Annotated in this window: 13 protein-coding genes and 1 pseudogene; all 14 read left to right on the forward strand. The window is 34.3% G+C overall.

The window, feature by feature from the left end:
* Positions 1 to 161: 161 nt before the first annotated feature.
* Positions 162 to 5,495 (forward strand): annotated as a pseudogene (locus PATL70BA_RS17175) (helicase-related protein); the annotation flags it as partial.
* 141 nt (positions 5,496 to 5,636) lie between these two features.
* Positions 5,637 to 5,816, forward strand: a complete 180-nt coding sequence (locus PATL70BA_RS15530; RefSeq protein WP_125138238.1) for a helix-turn-helix domain-containing protein — start codon at positions 5,637 to 5,639, stop codon at positions 5,814 to 5,816.
* Positions 5,817 to 5,903: 87 nt separating this feature from the next.
* Positions 5,904 to 6,803 (forward strand): hypothetical protein, encoded by a 900-nt coding sequence (locus PATL70BA_RS15535; protein ID WP_197715770.1) that lies wholly within the window; start codon positions 5,904 to 5,906, stop codon positions 6,801 to 6,803.
* Positions 6,804 to 6,906: 103 nt separating this feature from the next.
* Complete coding sequence (locus PATL70BA_RS15540; RefSeq protein WP_125138239.1) at positions 6,907 to 8,364, forward strand: AAA family ATPase; 1,458 nt, start codon at positions 6,907 to 6,909, stop codon at positions 8,362 to 8,364.
* A 91-nt stretch (positions 8,365 to 8,455) separates the two neighbouring features.
* A complete protein-coding gene (locus PATL70BA_RS15545; protein WP_125138240.1) occupies positions 8,456 to 11,560 on the forward strand; it encodes a sacsin N-terminal ATP-binding-like domain-containing protein in 3,105 nt (1,034 codons plus the stop codon).
* Between the two features lie 6 nt (positions 11,561 to 11,566).
* Entirely contained in the window at positions 11,567 to 12,409 is an 843-nt protein-coding gene (locus PATL70BA_RS15550) for a TIR domain-containing protein (protein ID WP_125138241.1), read from the forward strand.
* Between the two features lie 136 nt (positions 12,410 to 12,545).
* A complete protein-coding gene (locus tag PATL70BA_RS15555; protein ID WP_125138242.1) occupies positions 12,546 to 13,103 on the forward strand; it encodes a restriction endonuclease in 558 nt (185 codons plus the stop codon).
* 17 nt (positions 13,104 to 13,120) lie between these two features.
* Positions 13,121 to 13,762 (forward strand): hypothetical protein, encoded by a 642-nt coding sequence (locus tag PATL70BA_RS15560; protein ID WP_125138243.1) that lies wholly within the window; start codon positions 13,121 to 13,123, stop codon positions 13,760 to 13,762.
* A gap of 93 nt (positions 13,763 to 13,855) precedes the next feature.
* Positions 13,856 to 14,104 (forward strand): hypothetical protein, encoded by a 249-nt coding sequence (locus PATL70BA_RS15565; RefSeq protein ID WP_125138244.1) that lies wholly within the window; start codon positions 13,856 to 13,858, stop codon positions 14,102 to 14,104.
* Positions 14,094 to 14,348, forward strand: a complete 255-nt coding sequence (locus PATL70BA_RS15570; protein ID WP_125138245.1) for a hypothetical protein — start codon at positions 14,094 to 14,096, stop codon at positions 14,346 to 14,348. Before PATL70BA_RS15565 ends, PATL70BA_RS15570 begins: the two co-directional genes overlap by 11 nt.
* Positions 14,349 to 14,511: 163 nt before the next feature.
* Positions 14,512 to 15,591, forward strand: a complete 1,080-nt coding sequence (locus tag PATL70BA_RS15575; protein ID WP_125138246.1) for a hypothetical protein — start codon at positions 14,512 to 14,514, stop codon at positions 15,589 to 15,591.
* A gap of 60 nt (positions 15,592 to 15,651) precedes the next feature.
* On the forward strand, positions 15,652 to 16,026 hold the full coding sequence (locus PATL70BA_RS15580) for a hypothetical protein (protein ID WP_125138247.1): 375 nt from the start codon (positions 15,652 to 15,654) through the stop codon (positions 16,024 to 16,026).
* 78 nt (positions 16,027 to 16,104) lie between these two features.
* A complete protein-coding gene (locus PATL70BA_RS15585) occupies positions 16,105 to 17,874 on the forward strand; it encodes an ATP-dependent nuclease (RefSeq protein WP_125138248.1) in 1,770 nt (589 codons plus the stop codon).
* The gene (locus PATL70BA_RS15590; RefSeq protein ID WP_125138249.1) at positions 17,861 to 19,885 is read left to right on the forward strand and encodes a UvrD-helicase domain-containing protein; all 2,025 of its coding nucleotides are present in this window, start codon (positions 17,861 to 17,863) and stop codon (positions 19,883 to 19,885) included. The genes PATL70BA_RS15585 and PATL70BA_RS15590 overlap by 14 nt, the downstream gene beginning before the upstream one ends.
* Positions 19,886 to 19,914: the final 29 nt, after the last annotated feature.

Consider the following 19,914-nt stretch of genomic DNA (forward strand, 5'->3'; position numbering starts at 1 on the left):
TAGTGGACCGGGGAAGAATGGAATTGTTTGCTCTGGATTATGTTAGAAGTACAAAAGATAATCCAAATGTTCTGGAGGCAATCAGTAAACTCAAAGAGCATTTCGAACCGGATAGAGATTTAGGTGAGATTGATGGATTGATATCAGGACTAGAAAAGCAAGACCTTTCAATAGAGCCATCAAAGCCTGAAAAAATGGATTTTCAGATTACAGATTATAATCTAGGCAATGGTACGAATAATGACAAACTGAATTATAATCTTGATGCCATAAGAACATTAAAGTATATAGAAAGCGAAAATCGTCTAGCCACTAAAGAAGAACAAGAAATATTATCTAAATATGTTGGATGGGGAGGTCTTTCTCATGTATTTGAGGAAGAGCCTACATCAACTTGGGCAATGGGAGCCTATGGTAAAGTTAAGCGTTTATTGACAGATGATGAGTATAAAAGTGCAAGAGAATCCACCTTGAATGCACATTACACATCTCCAACAATTATTGAAGCCATGTATGATGGGTTACAAATGCTAGGCTTCAAACAAGGAAATATTCTTGAGCCTTCATGTGGTGCAGGAAACTTCTTAGGGATGGTTCCAAAAGCTTTAAATGGCAGCAAGTTCTACGGTGTTGAATTAGATGACTTAACCGGTAGAATTGCCAAACAACTATATCAGAATGCAGTCATTGAAATCAATGGCTTTGAAGAGACATCGGTACCAGATAATTTCATCGATGTTGCTATAGGTAACGTGCCTTTTGGTGATTACAAGGTGTACGACAAGAGATATGAAAAAGAGAACTTCTTAATTCATGACTTCTTTTTCGCTAAGGCTTTAGATAAAGTACGACCAGGTGGGGTGGTTGCTTTTATCACATCAAAAGGAACACTGGATAAGAAGAGTTCTAATGTTAGAAAGTATCTTGCAAAAAGGGCTGAACTCTTATCAGCTATTAGATTACCTAATGATGCTTTTAAGTCTAATGCCGGCACAGAAGTTACGTCAGATATTATTTTCTTAAAGAAAAGAGAACGTCCAATTGAGATTGAACCGGATTGGGTACATCTTGGTATGGATGACAATGGAATCAGTATGAATCAATATTTCGTAGATCATCCTGAAATGATTATGGGTACTATGGAAATGGAATCTACAAGGTTTGGAATGGCAAGTACTTGTAAGCCTATTCAGGGTGCTGATTTAAAAGACCAGCTTTCAGAAGCGGTAGCAAATATAACAGGGTTTATTGATGATGTTGATATTGAAACATACGTTGAGATACAAGATGATTCAATACCTGCAGATCCGAATGTTAGGAACTTTAGTTTTACTTCTGTGGATGGGGAACTGTATTTTAGAGAAAACTCTGTTATGGTTAAGCCTGATATCAAGGATAATGATATTCCAAGGATTAAGGGTTTAGTTGAGATTAGAGATACAACACGTGAGCTGATACGTCTTCAAATGGAAGAATATTCTGATGAAGAAATCAGAGAAGGTCAAGCAAGACTTAGCGAAGTATACGACCGGTTTGTCGAGAAATACGGTCATATTAATAGCAAGAAGAATTCAAGACTGTTTGGAGAAGATACTTCATATGCTCTAATTTGTTCTTTAGAGAATGTGGATGTAGAACATGATACTGTCAGTAAAACAGATATGTTCTCAAAAAGGACAATTAAGAAAAGAGAAGTACCTACTCATGTAGATTCTGCTGTAGAAGCTCTTGCTATATCCATAGCAGAAAAAGCAAAAATAGATATGGCATATATGACAGAACTTACAGACTTATCAGAAGATGACATTGCTAATGATCTTAGAGGGATTATCTTTAAGAACCCAAGAAGTGAATCAAATGATGATGTAGAAGAATATATAAATGCTGACGAGTATTTATCAGGTAATGTTAGAGATAAATTACAAGATGCAGAGTTAGCAGCAAGACAAGATCCGATCACATATGAATATAATGTTAGAGCATTAAAAGAAGTTGTTCCAAAAGATTTGGATGCAACGGATATTGATGTTAGGCTTGGAGCTACTTGGTTGCCACCAAAGGATGTTGAAAAGTTCATCTTTGAAACCCTTGATACACCGGGTTATGCTAAATGGGATATTAAAGTACATTACTCAGCATTTTCAGCTAATTGGAATGTGGAAGGCAAGTCAGTTGATAAGAATAATATCAAAGCCAATATGACTTATGGTACTGATCGGGTGAATGCTTATAAGATTATTGAAGATGCTCTAAACCTTAGAGATACGAGGGTGTATGATCGTGTGACTGATGATGAAGGTAAAGTGAAGTCAGTACTTAACAAGCATGAAACAATGTTAGCCGGTCAAAAGCAGGACGCACTCAAAGAAGCATTCAAATCATGGATATGGGAAGAACCGGAACGAAGAAACAGGCTAGTTAAAACCTATAATGAAAGATTTAACTCAATAAGACCACGAGAGTTTGATGGACAGCATATTGCTTTCGAGGGTATGAACCCATCTATCCAATTACGTGAGCATCAAAAGAATGCAATTGCCAGGACGTTGTATGGTGGGAATACATTACTTGCCCATGCAGTTGGTGCAGGGAAAAGCTTTGAGATGATTGCCAGTGCAATGGAAAGCAAGCGATTGGGCTTAAGTCAAAAAAGCATGTTTGTTGTACCAAATCATTTAACTGAACAAATAGGCAGTGAGTTCTTAAAGCTATATCCATCAGCTAATATTCTTGTAGCAACGAAGAAAGACTTTGAACCTAAGAACCGGAAAAAGTTCTGTGGTCGTATTGCCACCGGAGATTATGATGCAGTCATTATCGGGCATAGTCAATTTGAAAGAATTCCAATGAGTGTTGAAAGACAACAACTGGAGTTTGAGCGTCAGATAGATTCAATTACTCAAGGGATTGCAGACCTAAAAGCCATAAGTGGTGAACGTTTCTCTATTAAGCAGCTAGAGAAAACTAAGAAGTCATTAACTGTTAGATTGCAGAAACTAAATGACCAGAGTCGAAAGGATGATGTAGTTACTTTTGAGGAATTAGGTGTAGATAAACTCATCGTCGATGAAGCCCATGGATTTAAGAACCTGTTCTTACACACTAAGATGCGTAACGTTGCCGGTATTGGTCAAAGTGAAGCAAAGAAATCTTCAGATATGTTTATGAAGTGTCGGTACATGGATGAGATTACTAATGGTAAGGGGGTTGTATTTGCAACAGGAACGCCTATTTCGAATAGTATGACAGAACTTTACACCATGCAACGTTATCTTCAATATGGAATGCTTAAGAGTCAGAACTTAGAACATTTTGATGCTTGGGCAAGTACATTTGGTGAAACAACAACTACTATTGAGTTAAGCCCTGAAGGTACTGGGTATAGACCAAAGACTAGGTTTTCCAAGTTTTACAATCTTCCCGAGTTAATGAATATGTTTAAGGAAGTAGCTGATATTAAGACAGCTGATATGCTTAAATTACCGGTACCAGAAGCAGAGTTTGAAACATGTGTTATTAGCCCAAGTAATTATCAGGTAGAAATGGTCGAGAGCTTATCTGAAAGAGCTGATATGGTCCGGTCTAAACTGGTTGATTCATCAGTAGATAATATGTTGAAGATCACCAATGATGGACGAAAGCTTGCTCTAGATCAAAGACTAATGAATCCAATGTTACCAAGAGATGAGAATGGTAAAGTGGCTAAATGCGCTGACAATGTTTTTGGTGTGTGGGATGATACTAAAGAGAATAAATCAACACAGTTAGTATTTTGCGATTTATCAACACCAAAAGGTAATGGAGATTTCAATGTATATGATGATTTAAAAGAGCAGTTAGTGGAAAAAGGTGTTCCTGAGAAGGAGATTGCCTTTATACATGACGCTAAGAACGAAAGGCAAAAGGACGAACTATTTGCCAGAGTTCGTAGTGGTGATATTCGAGTCTTAATAGGATCAACACAGAAAATGGGTGCCGGCACCAATGTACAGGACAAGTTGATTGCTACTCATGATCTCGATTGTCCCTGGAAACCGGCGGATCTGGAGCAGCGGTCAGGAAGACTTATACGACAAGGTAATGAAAATCCTAAAGTTAAGGTCTTCAGGTATGTAACTGAAAACACATTTGATTCATACCTCTGGCAGCTTGTGGAGAATAAGCAACGTTTTATTAGTCAGATCATGACAAGTAAGTCACCAGTAAGAAGTGCAGAAGATGTTGATGAAAGCACCTTATCTTATGCTGAAATCAAGGCCTTGGCTACAGGTAACCCTTTGATTAAGGAGAAGATGGATTTAGATGTTCAAGTAAGTAAGTTGAAGATGATGCATTCGAACTATCTTAGCAATAAGTATGCTCTTGAAGATAAGATTATAAAGTATTTTCCAAATGAAATAAAACGCCTCGAAAATTCAATTAAAGGTTATTCGGCTGATGCAGTTATTGCAAGAGAGAATACGAATGAGTCTACCAATGGAGAACGCTCTTTTAGGGGCATGAAGGTATTAGGGGTAGATTATACTCAATTAGAGAAAGAAGAAGCAGGAAAAGCCCTTTTAAGTGCTTGTAGAGAGGTTAAGAGTGGCGTGGCAAAAGAGATTGGAGAATATCGTGGCTTTAAAATGGATTTAAATTATGATGCCTTCTTTAACCAGTTTAATCTACTTCTGAAGGGTGATATTTCCCACAGAGTAGTATTGGGATCAGATACATTCGGTAATATCACCAGAATGGATAATATACTAGATAATCTGGAAACTAAGAAGGAGACAGCCATGGAAAAACTGGAAGGAGTTAAGCAGCAGCTTGATAGTGCAAGAATTGAAGTAAAAAAGCCATTTACACATGATAAGGAACTGAAAACACAAACTGCTAGATTGTCTGAATTAGATCATCTACTTAATATGGCTGAGTCTGGTGAAACCTTAACAATAGTTTCAGAACTTGATAAAGCAAAAGACTATTTAATTGATTTTATGGTATCAGAGTATGATAGTGGGATTGAGTCACTTGATGATCAAGATTTGAGTTCTATAGATATAGCCTATACGACTACGCCGGATGAAAAGCATGAAATTCAAGCAAGAGTTGACTTGGAAAACTATACAGTTACTACTTACCTTGATGAAGTGATGGTTCATCAGGATAAGTACGATAGTTTGAAGGATATGAATGAGTTTGGCTTGCAACATTTAGACTTTGAATCTCTTGTTAGTGTTGACGATGTGGATATAGAGCGGGTTGAAGCTATGGAGGAGATACTGACGATTGATAAAGATACTGATTTAGATGGTGTTATTGATCGGTTTGATAGTGATAGTCGTGATTCAAATGTAATGACTAATGGTGATTTGGATGAAAGAGAGAAACAGAGTGAACAGGTGGGAAGACCATCTTTATTAGGTCAATTAAAAAAGAATCGAAGTGTATTGGAAGGAGAAGTGGATTGTAAGACGATTCATAGTAAAAAAGCGTGTTATTCAATGGAGTGAATATTGTAAGAAATTGTAAATCCTCAAAAGTGCTATTTTATGTGCTTTTGGGGATTTATTTTGCATATGCTGATAAAATATGTTTGATTTTATTCGCAATAAGGAATATAATTTTCGTTAGGGAGTTAACAGGAGGATTCCATGGATTTTATAACGATTAAGGAAGCTGCAGAGCAGTGGGAAATATCATCAAGGAGAGTACAAGTATTATGCTCTGAAGGACGAATTAAAGGTGCTTTTAAGCATGGAAATGCTTGGTTTATACCAAAAGAAGCAACTAAACCTGAGCAGAAGAAACGAGGTCCTAAAACTGATAAGTGATATACGCATTAGAAATATGTTAGTTGATACATTTAAAGTTGTAGGTGCTAAGTGCAATATTATCTACGTTTGGAAGAAGGTGATTAAATGGCAAGAAGTAGGCGTGCAGATGCCGTGGTTTTTGGTTTCGATTTTCAAGTAAATGCAGCAATTGTACTTATGATAGAAAACATCGAAGAATTATCATCGCTTCAATTAGAGGGAAACTATGAAGATATTGAATTGGGTTTGAAGGACGGTAAGTATATCTTAGCGCAGGCAAAATCAGTTGTCCGTAGTAGCGAGGATTTCAGAAATGTTCGAACGAACTTGAAAAAATCTCTTTCATCATTATCAGAAGGTAGCTTGAACATTGAATCAGAGAAATTAATAATGATAACTAATTCGCCAAATCCATTTAATGATGATGTATCACGGAATATTTTTATAGGATCAGCACACAGAGATTTTTCGTCTCTTCCAGAAACGGCGAAGGGCTTGATAAATGAATATGTAACGGATATCGATAAACCTTTGGATCTAGATAAATTTATGATTCAGATATTGCCATTTGAAACGGATAATGAGATTGAGAGATATAAAGTAGTTAAGCAGGTTGTAGATGATTTCATAGGAGATTTGAACCTAAACATCCCTGGTATGGGTAAGCAATTATTGAATGTGTGGCATAAAGACGTATTTCAAAATGGTACAAAAAAGAATGCAAGTATCAAATTAGAAAAGAAAGATGTGATTTGGCCAATCATTATAATTGCAACTGATCTAAAACGCTGTGATGAAGCATTTGAGGATACTTTTGATCCAAGTACATATGACGAGATAGTTTTTCAGTATGGCGATGTAATTGAATCTTGTTCAGAACGTTGCGAATTCTTTATAAGGGTTTTGTATGATTATAACGAGTTTAAAACAGCAGGGAAGCAATCAGATAAGTGTATAGAGTTTGTAGCAAAAAGTGGAAGGATTATGTTGATGATTTTGATCTGAATGGTCTTGATGAAGAAATAAGAGATGGTTTAACAAAAATAATTCTTTATAACATCGTAAGAAATCGTCGAGCTATAGACAAGATTAAACAGGGGGTGAAGTTATGATTCTGAGTTCTGTTGTTCTTAGAGAAGGTCTTTTTCATCGGGAGGTGAAAATGTCAAGCAATGTTAATCTGATTCATAGCGAAAAAAACAGCCGTGGAAAAACTACGCTACTTAGATTTATATTGTATGGACTAGGCTACAATATTCCCAATACAAAAAAAATAAAATTTAATCATTGTGATATAGAAATGGTAATAAACACAGAAACCAGTGGTGAGATGAAGTTGCTACGTTTGAGTGACACATTAATAGAGGCTGTGGTTAAAGAACAGAAGCATACTTTTGTTCTTCCGAATCAGCTAAATGAGTTACATTCAATGATTTTTGGGACAGATAATCCAGAGATTATCAAAAATTTGCTAGGTGCGTTCTACGTTGATCAAGAAAAGGGATGGACGTTGCTTAACAGAGGTGTTGTTATTGGTAGTATTCATTTTAATATTGAGGAATTAATAAGAGGTTTGTCAGGTCGCGACTGTAAAGAGTTAATTGAAAAAGAAGCACGTCTGACTCGTGAACTGTCGAGATACCGACAGATATTTAGCATATCTCAATATCAAAAATCCATCGAAGTAGATTCAGGAAGTGTTATTACCGACAGTTATGAAGAACAAACGGAATCAGCAATTAATCAATTACTATTAACAAAAAAGAGGTTAAGAAAAGAATTAAAGCGAATTGACAATACTTTGGAGGATAATAAACGATTTAAGAATTTTGTAGCTGATATGAAGCTTCTGGTGCAAGCACCTGATGGTACTACTTTTCCGGTAACTGAGGGTAATATTGTTGGATTGAGTGATGCGGTTGATTTATTGAGTGCAAAACGTAAAATGGTAGCATCTGAAATTTCTATAGTATCTACTCAAATTGAAAACCTTTATAAGGAGAAAAATCATGAGTACGAGCAGTTAGAGTTTTTTCAGTCAGCAAGCCTTCTTGAAGTATTCGACAATAGAATTTCGAGTATACCAATGAATGCTGTTGCAATCAAACGTGAAATTGATAGCCGTGAAAAAGAGCGGAAGAAGGTAAAAGATGAAATTAACAAGCTAACGAAAATTAGCAATACAGTCGTATCATCGATTTCAAATAGTGTAATTAAGTACTTGACGGAACTTGGTTTAGGCGATAAAGAGACAATACCAGCCACATACTTGTTCACTTCAAATTTGAAGGAACTGTCAGGTGCAGTTTTGCACAAAACAGCTTTTGCGTTCAGACTTGCATATATTATCGCAATAGAAGACGTGTTAGGTATTAAATTACCTATCTTACTAGATTCGCCAAGTGGTAAAGAGGTTGATCAAGCAAATGTAAAGATGATGATGGATATTCTTAAAAGGGACTTTAGTGATCATCAAATTATTATTGCCTCGATATTTAATTACAATTTTGATGAAGTGAATACTATTGAAATAAAGGAACGTCTTATCGAAATAGATTCAATATAGATTTCATGATAGCTGATGAAGCTCATGTTTTGTAACCAACGTAGAATGTTTATTAAAGATAATGAAATGAATTAGAGGTGAGAGTAGTAATATGGGGTATATTGAGGACTTAGAACAGGCTGAAAAAGAATCAAAAAATAGAGCAGTAGCAACGAAAATATTGGATAAAATGGAAGAACTTCGTTTGACATCGAATGAGGATGTATCAAGACGTTGGATTTGGGAACTACTTCAAAATGCAAGAGATGTTGCAGGCTCTTCAGGACAAATAGATATTGCAATAGATTTACATGAGGATAGCAACCATCTTGTTTTTATGCATAATGGAAAACCATTTACATCGTCAAATATTGTGTCGTTGATTGAGCAAGTTTCTAGTAAAGAAAGAGATACAACTCTAGTTGAGGAAGAAATCAATACTACAGGTAAATTCGGGACAGGTTTCTTGACGACACATTTATTATCAGAAATTGTACATTTAAAAGGATTGCTGAAAAATACAGAAGGCGAATGTAAGCCCTTTGAAGTGACATTGGATAGGTCAGGAAGGGAGCTTCAGTCAATCACTGATTCTATTAATATAACTATGGCTCAATTGAGGGCGGTTGAAGAAGCAGAAGAAGCTTTTTATAACAATGGCGTGTACCAAACTCAATTTACATATGAGCTTAATGATATAGGGCTTGAAGTAGCAAGAAAAGGTCTTGACGATTTAGAACATTTAATTCCGTATGTATTGACCTTTGTTAAAGAAATCAGGACTGTAAATATCATTCATGCAAATAAGATATTTGAACTAACTGAAGAATCAGTCTTAGGAAATGGAACAGTTAATAGAGCTACCATTCAAGTGAGTGAAAGAGATACATTAAGCAACAGGTTTATAACTACAAAGCAAGGTACAGATTTACTGTTAGCTGCCGAAGTGGAGCTTACTGAAGATGGCTATGCATTTGTTGGATCAGATTATAAGCTGCCAAAGTTGTTTTGTACATTTCCACTTATTGGCTCTGGTAACTTTCCATTTCCTTTTATCATTAACTCTGGACATTTTAATCCTAACGAGCCGAGAAGTGGTGTCTTCTTAACTGACAAGGATGAAGATAAAGTATCGCAAAACAAAGAAATTTTGATTAAAGCTGTAAGTGTAGCACAGGATTTTATCAATTCTACCGCGAGTTGCGGCTGGCGTAAATTTTATGTACCTGTTAAATATGCAAATAGTAGTATTAATGTGGATTGGATTGACAATGAATGGTTGATTGAAAATGTTAAGATTCCTATAAGAAATTACTTAGTCAGTAGTCAAATAGTTGATGATAGAAAAGGTAATAGGACAAGTATTATTAGCAATGAGAAAACAAATGTATTGATACCATTTTCAACTTCGAAAAATACAAGAGAGAGCTTGTATAAGCTGACTTCATATCTGACGGGTGAGCCATTGACAAGAGAAGATGAATTGCATGAATGGTATAGTGCTATTTGGCGAGATTTAAAGAAGTTGGATATATATTATATCTTAAGGGTTATTGAAGATTTAGGAACAATAAATGAGCTTTCAACTCAACTTAATAATGTAGATGTTTATAAATGGTTAAAAGCAGTTTTTAAGATGGCTGAAAACAACGAAAAAATTGTTGAGGAAATTATTGCAGAGAAGCTAGTGATTATACCTAACCAGAATGGTGTTTTTACTAGATATTCTGATCTATATATAGATGAAGGCATTGACAATGCCTTAAAGGACATTACGGCTGATATGGGGCATGATTGCAGAGAGATTCTTTTGGATAAAGTATGCTACTTACCTGAAGGTTTGAAATTCAGTGGTAAAACGACAAAGGGAATTGCCGCAGAAATTAACAATCAACTTGAGGAATTAGATTGGGATAGTAAAATACAAATTTCTAAAAAAATAGCCACTTTATATTCTGAGCAAAGAGAAACGATAGAGCAAAGAAGATACATTATTGACTTGTGTAAAAAAGTCTATGGCGATACATTTGGAGAAACAAAAAAATTAATCCATTGGAATCATAAGATTTGGGAATATGCAGATAATTATCTTATTGATGATATTACGAATATAATAATGGCACAAAACAATATAGAAATGCTCTCTCAATACCTAAGCTTTCAAACAGAGCAAGAATGTATTTTGTGGCTTAAGACATTGATTGAATCCCTAACAGCGTATGAGTACAGTTCACATCTTAATACTAAGTCAATACTTCCTAATCAAATGGGGGAACTGAAGGAAAAAGAGGAATTATTTTTAGATGATGAGATAGATGATGAACTAAAAGAAATATGTATGTTGTTGGGATATGATTATCGAGAAGAACTTCTTGATATAAATTTTGACATAGATATACCACATTCTAGAGAAATCAACAATAAGGAAGTGGCTGAAAAGATTACATCACTTGTTAGAACTGCAATGCATGAATTTGAGCAGAGTAGTGAAACAAAATATGCTTTAAGAATTTTGATGCAATGGTTTCAGGATTACGCTGAAGTTGCAGAGGGTTTATTTACTGATTTGTGGCCAGAAAGGCATAGATTGTTATCTGGTAAAGAGATTATGGAAAGCTTTAAAAAGGCAGAACAATGGGATGAACTCAACAATCAACTGCTTGAGAAAACAGGTTGTAGCACAATAGAGGAAGCAGTTGAGGTTATAATGAGTAACAACATAAGTCTGGATCAGGAAGAAGATAAAATTGTCCTGGATCAGGATATGTTAGCGCAATTAGGAATTACTTCTGAGGAAGAACTGAAAGAAGCCTTTAAATCGAAAAAATTTGCAGATACATTTACTCATGACTCAGAAGTTAATCAAGAGAAATTTCACTATGTACAAGAGATTATTGATCGGTCAATTAAAAATGTGTGCACGCATTTAGAAGAGAATTTACAGGAATATGATTACACAACTTTAGAACCCATCCCAGGAGCAAGAACAATATTCGCCATTGAAAAAAATGGTGAGGAAGTTTATTTGATTATAAGACCTTCTGATTATAAACAGATTATTATTTTCTATGATTCTGAAAAAGACTACTTAGATTATAATAAAGATGTGGAACTATGGGTAGATAATGATGTTGATATACCGGAAAAGATTACATTTGGTAGAATACTGAAAGTGACAGGAATAAATAGAATACCACTCTATAGAGTAAAGAGGTGAAAATAGATGATGCTATACCCATTGGAGGAACTAACAGAATTAAAGTTCAACAATATATATGTTCGTGAAACACCAGTTTCGTCAAAGAAACTGGCCCAGTTGGTCGCAGCTTCTGCAAATTCAAATGGAGGACATATTATTTTTGGAGCAGGTCCAAGAGGCATACAATTTGAAGTAACTGGTGTAAGTAAGGACATACATATAGAAGAACTTTTACAAAAAAGTCTCAAAAGACTGGATGGTAAAACAAATGTAGAAGTCAGATGGTCAAAGAAGGTTAAAGGACATGATGTTGTTAACTTTACTATTGAACCTGCTGATAAGCCGATTAATTTAAATGGTACTTTTTACATATGGCAAGATGACGATATTATTATTGCGGAGAAAGGTGAGATACTTATGGATAACTCAAAAGTATTTATAGTACATGGAAGGGATGATCTTGCAAAAGTTGAAGTTGCAAGATTTGTTGAAAAGTTAGGGTTGGAAGCAATTATTTTGCATGAACAAGCCAGTTCTGGCAAGACAATTATTGAAAAAATTGAAGAACATACTAATGTGGGATTTGGTATTGTTCTATATACACCATGCGATGTTGGTGGATTAAAAGGTGAAACAGATTTAAAAGCAAGAGCCAGGCAGAACGTTGTATTTGAACATGGTTTTTTAATGGGGAAGATAGGTCGTAGCAATGTTTGCGCTCTTGTGAAGTCAAATGTTGAAAAGCCAAACGATATTTCAGGTGTAGTTTATATTGGGATGGATAATGCAGGTGGTTGGCAAGCGGAACTTATGAAGGAAATGAAGTCATCAGGACTTGAGATTGATGCAAATAGATTGTATGGGTAAGTTAGAGATGTTTTGAGACTATGGGTAGGGATAAGATAAGTCATGAAATTAAGAATGACCTGAAAACATTATGTCAAATAATGCAGTAACATAGATTGAAGCGAAAATTTGGAAGACACATATAGTTGGAGGGGACATGAATAGAAATGCTAAATCGCCTTGGAATCCAAAAAAACCTTTAAGTCTTTCAGCTAAAGACTTTGAACTGAAAGTTGTAGAGTGGTTAAGGAAGTCATCTATAGGCCTAAATAATTTTGAAGTAAAGCATTTGGAGAAAGTAGAAGGTAATAGTGGTGAATATGAATTTGACGCTATTGCAAGTTTAACGATATTAGGAGGGGCAGAAATTGTTGTTGCAATCGAATGTAAAAGATATGGAAGACCAGTTGAAAGAGAAAAGTTGTTAGCATTGCATTCGAAAGCATATGATATTAGAGCTAATAAGTCCATGATTTTCTCTACTAGTGGATATCAATCTGGAGCATTGCAATACGCTGTTGCCAATAAAATAGCAACTCTTGTACTTGTGGATGATAGTTTTCACTATGAAACAAGGAGCAAGGAAAAAAATGATATTCCTATGTGCAATAAAATTTCAGGGATATTTATGACAGCTACAGAAGAAGGCAGTATTAGGTGCCAAGCAACCAATAGCATTGTAGTTAACTGTTTGAAAGAGTGGTTAAATAACTAACAGTATGCTGAGTATAGATGAATAACAAGGATAAGGGTGAAGAAATGAGCAATGAGATTTTTAACTGGACTACGTTAGCCTGTGCAATTATTACAATTACTTTAAACTATATTGCGGAAAGGCGTAGAAATAGCAATGATAGAGTTTGGAAGGCAAAAATAGAAAAAAAAGAAAAAGAAAGCGAATTGAAAATTGATAGAATGAATTGCTCTAATGATTTTTCAAAAGTTATGATTAAGAAAGAAATGTTTGTTGAAGTCTTAAGTGAAGCTGAAGATTTAGATGATATCGATAAAAAGAATATATCTGAAGATCAGATTAGAGTTATTCAGAGGAGCAATGCCAAAATTATACGAAGAATATTCAATAATGCTGTCAGCTTTTATAATGAGCTAGATGAGTTCTGCTCGAAAGTTATTGAAGGAACATATATAGCGGAGGATTATATAAGAAAAGATGTTAGTGTTTCAGTGTTGGATTTTGTTAAAATGCAACCACAATATTATAACAGTATAAAAAACTTGTATCGTGTATATAAAGTTCCAGGATATACTCCGTTTAAAAGGCATAGATTAAAAAATATTGACAAGTTTATTGACAAGTATTTACATCATCACAAAGGAATACTAGACAACGCATGGACTGATAACGGATTCTAAGAGGATTGAAAAGAATTACATTTAACATAAACGATATGATTTAAACAGATATTTAACTTATTAAAGCTAAGTTGGAAATGGATAGGTGAGCGTATGATTAAAGAATACATTGTTAGATTGTTTAGAGTGGTTTTAACGGATGAACAAGAGGAGAAGTTGATTCAGTATTTATTTGGAAAGGTCGATGAAATTAGTGATTTGAACTCATTGAAAAATTTGATTTTAGACTACTTAATGAATACATTGGGGTTAAAACCAACACTAACATTTTCGAATGATAATTCGGATTTGGAACAAATGTTGAAGTTGATTAAGGTAAAGGCAGAAAAAGATGAGAAATAGTTTGTTCAAAAAGTATGTATTTATGATGTATGGTGTATCTCTTCATGATGGCGAAGAAAAGGAGTTAATTGAATATCTTAGTATGCATACAGAAGATATTCAGGATAGTATAGCTATTAGTGAATATATCTATGATTATGTTAAGTCAATATACAATATAAGTCCTTCGTTGATGCATGCAAACGATAATTCAGATTTGGAGCAGATGCTCAAACTCATTAAACTAAAGGGAGATAAGAAGTAACACGATTAGATAGTATTTGATGGTAAACTTACAATCTATAATCATAATTAACCCGGATATAAAAATTTATACACAAGTGAAGTAGCTAATTGGATATTTTGCAACCGGAGTAAAGAAAAATGCATTTGAGATGTAATGGTTTGCACGAAGAAAGAGGGATACTGTGAGTGAATATACTAAGTTAGTTTGTTTAAGGACATCTATTGAAGGACATCCAACACTCGGAGAAGTGTTTTATATAAATGACGACGTCGAAATAACTGCTAGAGGGAATGAAATACTACATTATTTGTATCAAAAGGGTATGGATGAAAAGATAGCATGGATAGCAGCTTCTATAAATGAGTTTGAAGATTTAGTTAATATTAGTATAGAAGAAGACCCAAGATGCTTGTCAAGTAATTATTGTTTTTATGAAAGTCTGAAGGCTATTAGAGAAGCTGTGTTATGTGGAATAAATGGACAATATCATGCATCGTATGCGGTTTTACGTCCTGCGCTGGAGTTGTTATTGCGTCATGTGTATTTTAAGAAGAAAGATAACCATATTCAATACAAGTGGACAGAAACGGGTAAAGAGAAAGAAAGTTTTGGTTTTGGTAAACTCAGAGCATTCTTTAAGAAGTCATATTATCCGTATTTTAATAATTTGGATCTTGACATTAAAAAGAAATATAAGATGCTATGTAGTTATTCACATACACCATACTTGAATGAAAGTGTATCTAAGCAATCAGGAACAAATGATGCGAGATTAATTTCAAAGGAGATGGTTAATCGTTGGGTTAAAGATTTCGAAGATATCACATTAATCGTTCTCAAAGTATTGATAACTGTATACCCAGAGATTGTGCATCCCTTCAATATAACTAATAAGTTTGGTCTAAATAGAGTAGATGGGGTCTTTGCGGATTGTTTCAATTATTTACCTATAACAGCTGTTTTTGATGAAAGCACATTAAATGACTTAAAGAAGAATAGTAATAAATCTGATGATATTATCAGATTAAAGCAGGCTTACTCGGAGAAAGAAGACTTAAAATTAGAAGAAGTTACAAGAAAAGATAATTCGACAAATGGTAATCGCTTGAAGGATGTAAAAAAAATTGAACATACCGATTTATCAGATTTGACATGGATAGCAGAAATTGCAGAGATTAAGGGGATGATGCGTGCAACAAAAGAAGCGTTATGCTATAACAGGTTAATTGATAAGATCAGTTTGGATCTAGTTGAAAAATAAATCAATAATTATATCGTCAAAGAAAAGTGTAAGGATAATGAGCAGAATAGGGAGGCAAAGATGTCTAAGTTTAAATACAAGATTGAGTATATAAATAATAATAAGAATGCCGACAAACTGTTTAAGGCTTTTTTAGAACATTGTGAGTTAAATGAGATTAAGCCAACCAAACTGTTTACTATTAAAGAAATCGCAGATGCACTACCTCGAGGTACTTCAGGAGTTTCTAACTATTCTACATATGGATTTTCGTTGATGAGTATGATGAGCAATCAAAAGAGTAGAGATTATTTTATGTTTCTAAACGCCGATATGACAAAGATATTTACTGAACATTGTAAGAATAATCATGACAGAGATAATTATTTATGGAGAAAAATGTACTTAAAGGAACAGTGCAAGATAAATCCCGAGTATTGGGAACTATTAGATTAATATTTGATGTATTTTGCAGATAAATGATGAAGACTAAACGTTGATATTGAAACAGAAAATCAAAAGGAGGGGAGTAGTTTGTATTTATCACATTTAAAATTATGGAATTTTAGAAGATATGGAAGCAAAGGTGAAATAGACTTAAGTGAACCTGATTTAAGTGTGGATTTCAAAGAAGGATTAAATTTGTTAACTGGCGAAAATGATTCAGGAAAGACAGCAATTGTAGATGCGATTAAAACGGTACTTAAAACATCTAGTAATGACTGGATTAGATTGAATGAAGATGATTTTTACGATGATACAAATGAGTTGCGTATAGAATTATGCATTAAAGGCTTTGTTGCTTCTGAAGCGAAGCATTTCACTGAATACTTAACTACAGTTTTTAGTGAAGAAGATGCAGTGAATGAGTTACATTTATCATTTACTGCGAGCAAATCAGAGGGAAAAATTAAATCATCAGATGTACGAGCGGGTGTTGGTGATGGAAGAATTTTACCAGCTGATGCAAGAGAATACTTAAAGGCAACTTATCTAAGACCGTTAAGAGATGCGAGAGCAGAGTTAATTCCAAAGAGGAATTCAAGATTATCACAGATCTTTGCAGAACATAGAGCATTTAAAGATCGAGATGATCATATTCTCCTTAATATTTACAAAGAATTTAATGAAGCGATTGAATCCTATTTCGACGGTAAGGATAGCCAAGGGAATCCATTAACTGATGATCAATATGGTAAAGAACTAAAAAAAAGCATTGATAATACTATAGGGAATTTCTTTGAGACAACAAAATCTACTCAGCTGTCAACATCATCAGCGCAAATGAGAAGAATACTTGAGAGCTTAGAACTATCGTTTTCGAATTCGATTAATCCTGGACTTGGCTCATTGAACAGACTTTTTATGGCTTCGGAGCTAGTCCATTTAAGTAAAGAGGACTGGACAGGACTACGTCTTGGGCTGATTGAAGAGATTGAAGCGCATTTACATCCACAAGTTCAGCTTAAGGTTATAAGGAGCCTGTTGAAATTAGAGAAAACGCAACTGATTTTAACAACACACAGTCCTAACTTGGCATCAAAAGTTCCATTGGAAAACCAGATAATTTGCAGAAATAACAGTGCATTTCCAATGGGACATAAATATACTAATTTGACTAAAGCTCAATATGTGTTTTTGGATAAATTTTTAGATGTGACTAGGTCGAGTATGTTCTTTGCTAAGGGGTTAGTCCTAGTTGAGGGATGGAGTGAGGAACTCTTAATACCAATAATTGCAGATAGAATAGGTTTTAATCTTGTTGATAATGAGGTTACTGTAATTAATGTTTCTAATCTTGGATTTGAAAATTATTTTAGTGTATTTTCAAGGAAAGATGGAAGAAGTATGGGAACGAATATTTCAGTGATTACAGATTGTGATGTAAGAGCGTATAGTGAAGAAATAGTGAATTCAAATAAAGAATATACAAAAGTTGATGATGAACAATATAAAAAAGAGTGTGCTTCAGCTGTAATTGCAATTAAGGAAAAGTATACTGATGATGTAAAAGCTTATGTTGCTGAAGAGTGGACTTTGGAATGGTGTTTGATGAAGTCTGAAGTGCTAGGTGAATTGTTTGTAAATACAGTGAAGAAAGTACATCTTAACGGTAATTGGGACGATGACAAAGAGTTACAGTTGGCAGAAAAGTTGTATAAAAAGTCTTTAAATAAGTCTGAAATCGCTTATCAAATGGTTAAAACTTTGACTGAAGATAAGAAAGAGATGGATATATCAGCACTTAGAACTGACGAAAGTATGAAGCACATATATGAGGCGATAAAAAATGCATGTTCGTGATGAGATAGTAGTGAGCGATGAAACAATTGAATATGCTGAAAAAGTTATACTTCCTGATGGCATGCACTTTGACTCAGAGCGTAGAAAATACCTACGCGACTTTACTACTCTTGATTTGAAAGCAGTACCCGGTTCTGGGAAAACTACGTTATTACTTGCTAAATTAGTGATATTGGAGCAATACTTACCTTTGAGAAGTGGTCGTTCAGTGCTAGTCTTATCACATACAAATGCAGCAGTTGATGAAATTAATGATCGCCTAAAGAAGCATTGCCCTAAGTTATTTTCGTACCCCAACTTTATAGGAACCATTCAGAGTTTTGTAAATAAATTTCTTGCAGTACCATATTTCGAAAGTTGTTCAAAGGTAAAAGTAGTATCTATAGATGCTGATAATTATAATAAGTTTGTTGAGTTTAAATATAATGTTATGCCTAGATATGCGTTAGCAAGTTGGTTGAAAAACCAACGTGAACCATTAGCCTTATTACAAAGTTTGAGATTGAATGAGGATAATAAGCTTATAAAACATATTGATGGAGAAGTAGAGAAGTTTCCGCTAAAAGATAGTTCTGGAAAGAGTTATAAATCACTCGTTAAATTTAAGAATTCAATCTGGAAAAAGGGCATATTACAATTTGATGATGCATACTATTTTGCTTATAGATATATAGTACGTGATAACTCAATCTGTTCCATTCTAAGAGAAAGATTTGGTTTTGTATTTGTTGATGAAATGCAAGATATGGCACAGCATCAGTATAAGATTCTTGAGATTTTCAATACACCGGACGTATGTTTTCAAAGATTAGGAGATAATAATCAGGCAATCTATAGCAATATAGTATACGAAAATAATATCTGGGCTACACGTGCCAATACTATAACAATACACGGAAGTTACAGACTATCAAAGAAAAATGCCCAACTAGCATCAAGATTTGGAATGGATGGAGTAGAAATTGCTGGTTTAAATGCGGATAACAGTGACTATAAACCAGTGATGATTGTTTTTGATGAGGATAACTGTGAATGTGAAGCTATCAAAGCATTTAAGACATATATTGAGACACATCCTGACAATAGCAAGATAAGTGTTAAAAGCGGGTATAAAGTGGTGGCATGGCGTAAAAAGCATGAAAAAGACCATTTAACTTTAAAAAAGTATTGTCCGAAATACCTGTATATGCATGAAAATAATTTGAGTCATGATGCAGATAACCAAAATAATTATAAGCTTGTTATGGAAATCTATAGTTGGCTTGGGTGGGTACTTTTTTATGAACAGGCTCATTTTAATGGTCAGATTGTGACAAGAGGTAACATTAGAAGAGTCATTAAAGATAAGGGGTTATATAATGATGAATTTAAGGCGTTTATTTACAGTATTTTAGATTCATATAATAAAGAAGATACTGAAGGAGCAATAAAAGAATGTGAGAATATTCTCAAGTTACTTCTTTCAGGCTTTGGTTATGAGAAAACTCAGATTTCAGAAATTATAAATGATGTATCAAGATTACCTGCTTTCTTAAATGAAGACTTATTGGAGATAAGTGAAGAAAAGTGTTCAGAATGTGCGATTAAGGAAATTAAACCGGTTGTAGGTACGGTGCATTCAGTAAAAGGAGAAACGCACGATATTACTTTTTTTCTTGAATCATACTACGATGGTAAGTTCGAGTCAGATATTCTAGAAAAATGTATTTCTGGGAAAGCGAGTGTCGCTGAATTACTTAGAGCAGAAAATGAGTGTATCAAAACATTGGAGAAAGAGATAGCTGAGATAATTGAAAGTGGTAAAGATAGAGGTATAAAAACTCGTATCGATAAGATAAGAAAGCATCAGACTCAGATAGGTAGAATACAACAATATTCAAAATTAGTGTACGTAGCCTTATCTCGTGCCAGAGGAATCATTGGCTATGGTATTAGTGAAAAGCAATTTGAAAAATATTTTGATAAAGAAGAAGTTCAAGAAAAGTGGGATTTAGTCTTTGTACGTAACTGATACAGAGATAATTTACATGAAGGGGAGTG

Origin of the sequence: Petrocella atlantisensis, assembly GCF_900538275.1 — a bacterium.
In the GTDB taxonomy this organism is placed as follows: Bacteria; Bacillota; Clostridia; order Lachnospirales; family Vallitaleaceae; genus Petrocella; species Petrocella atlantisensis.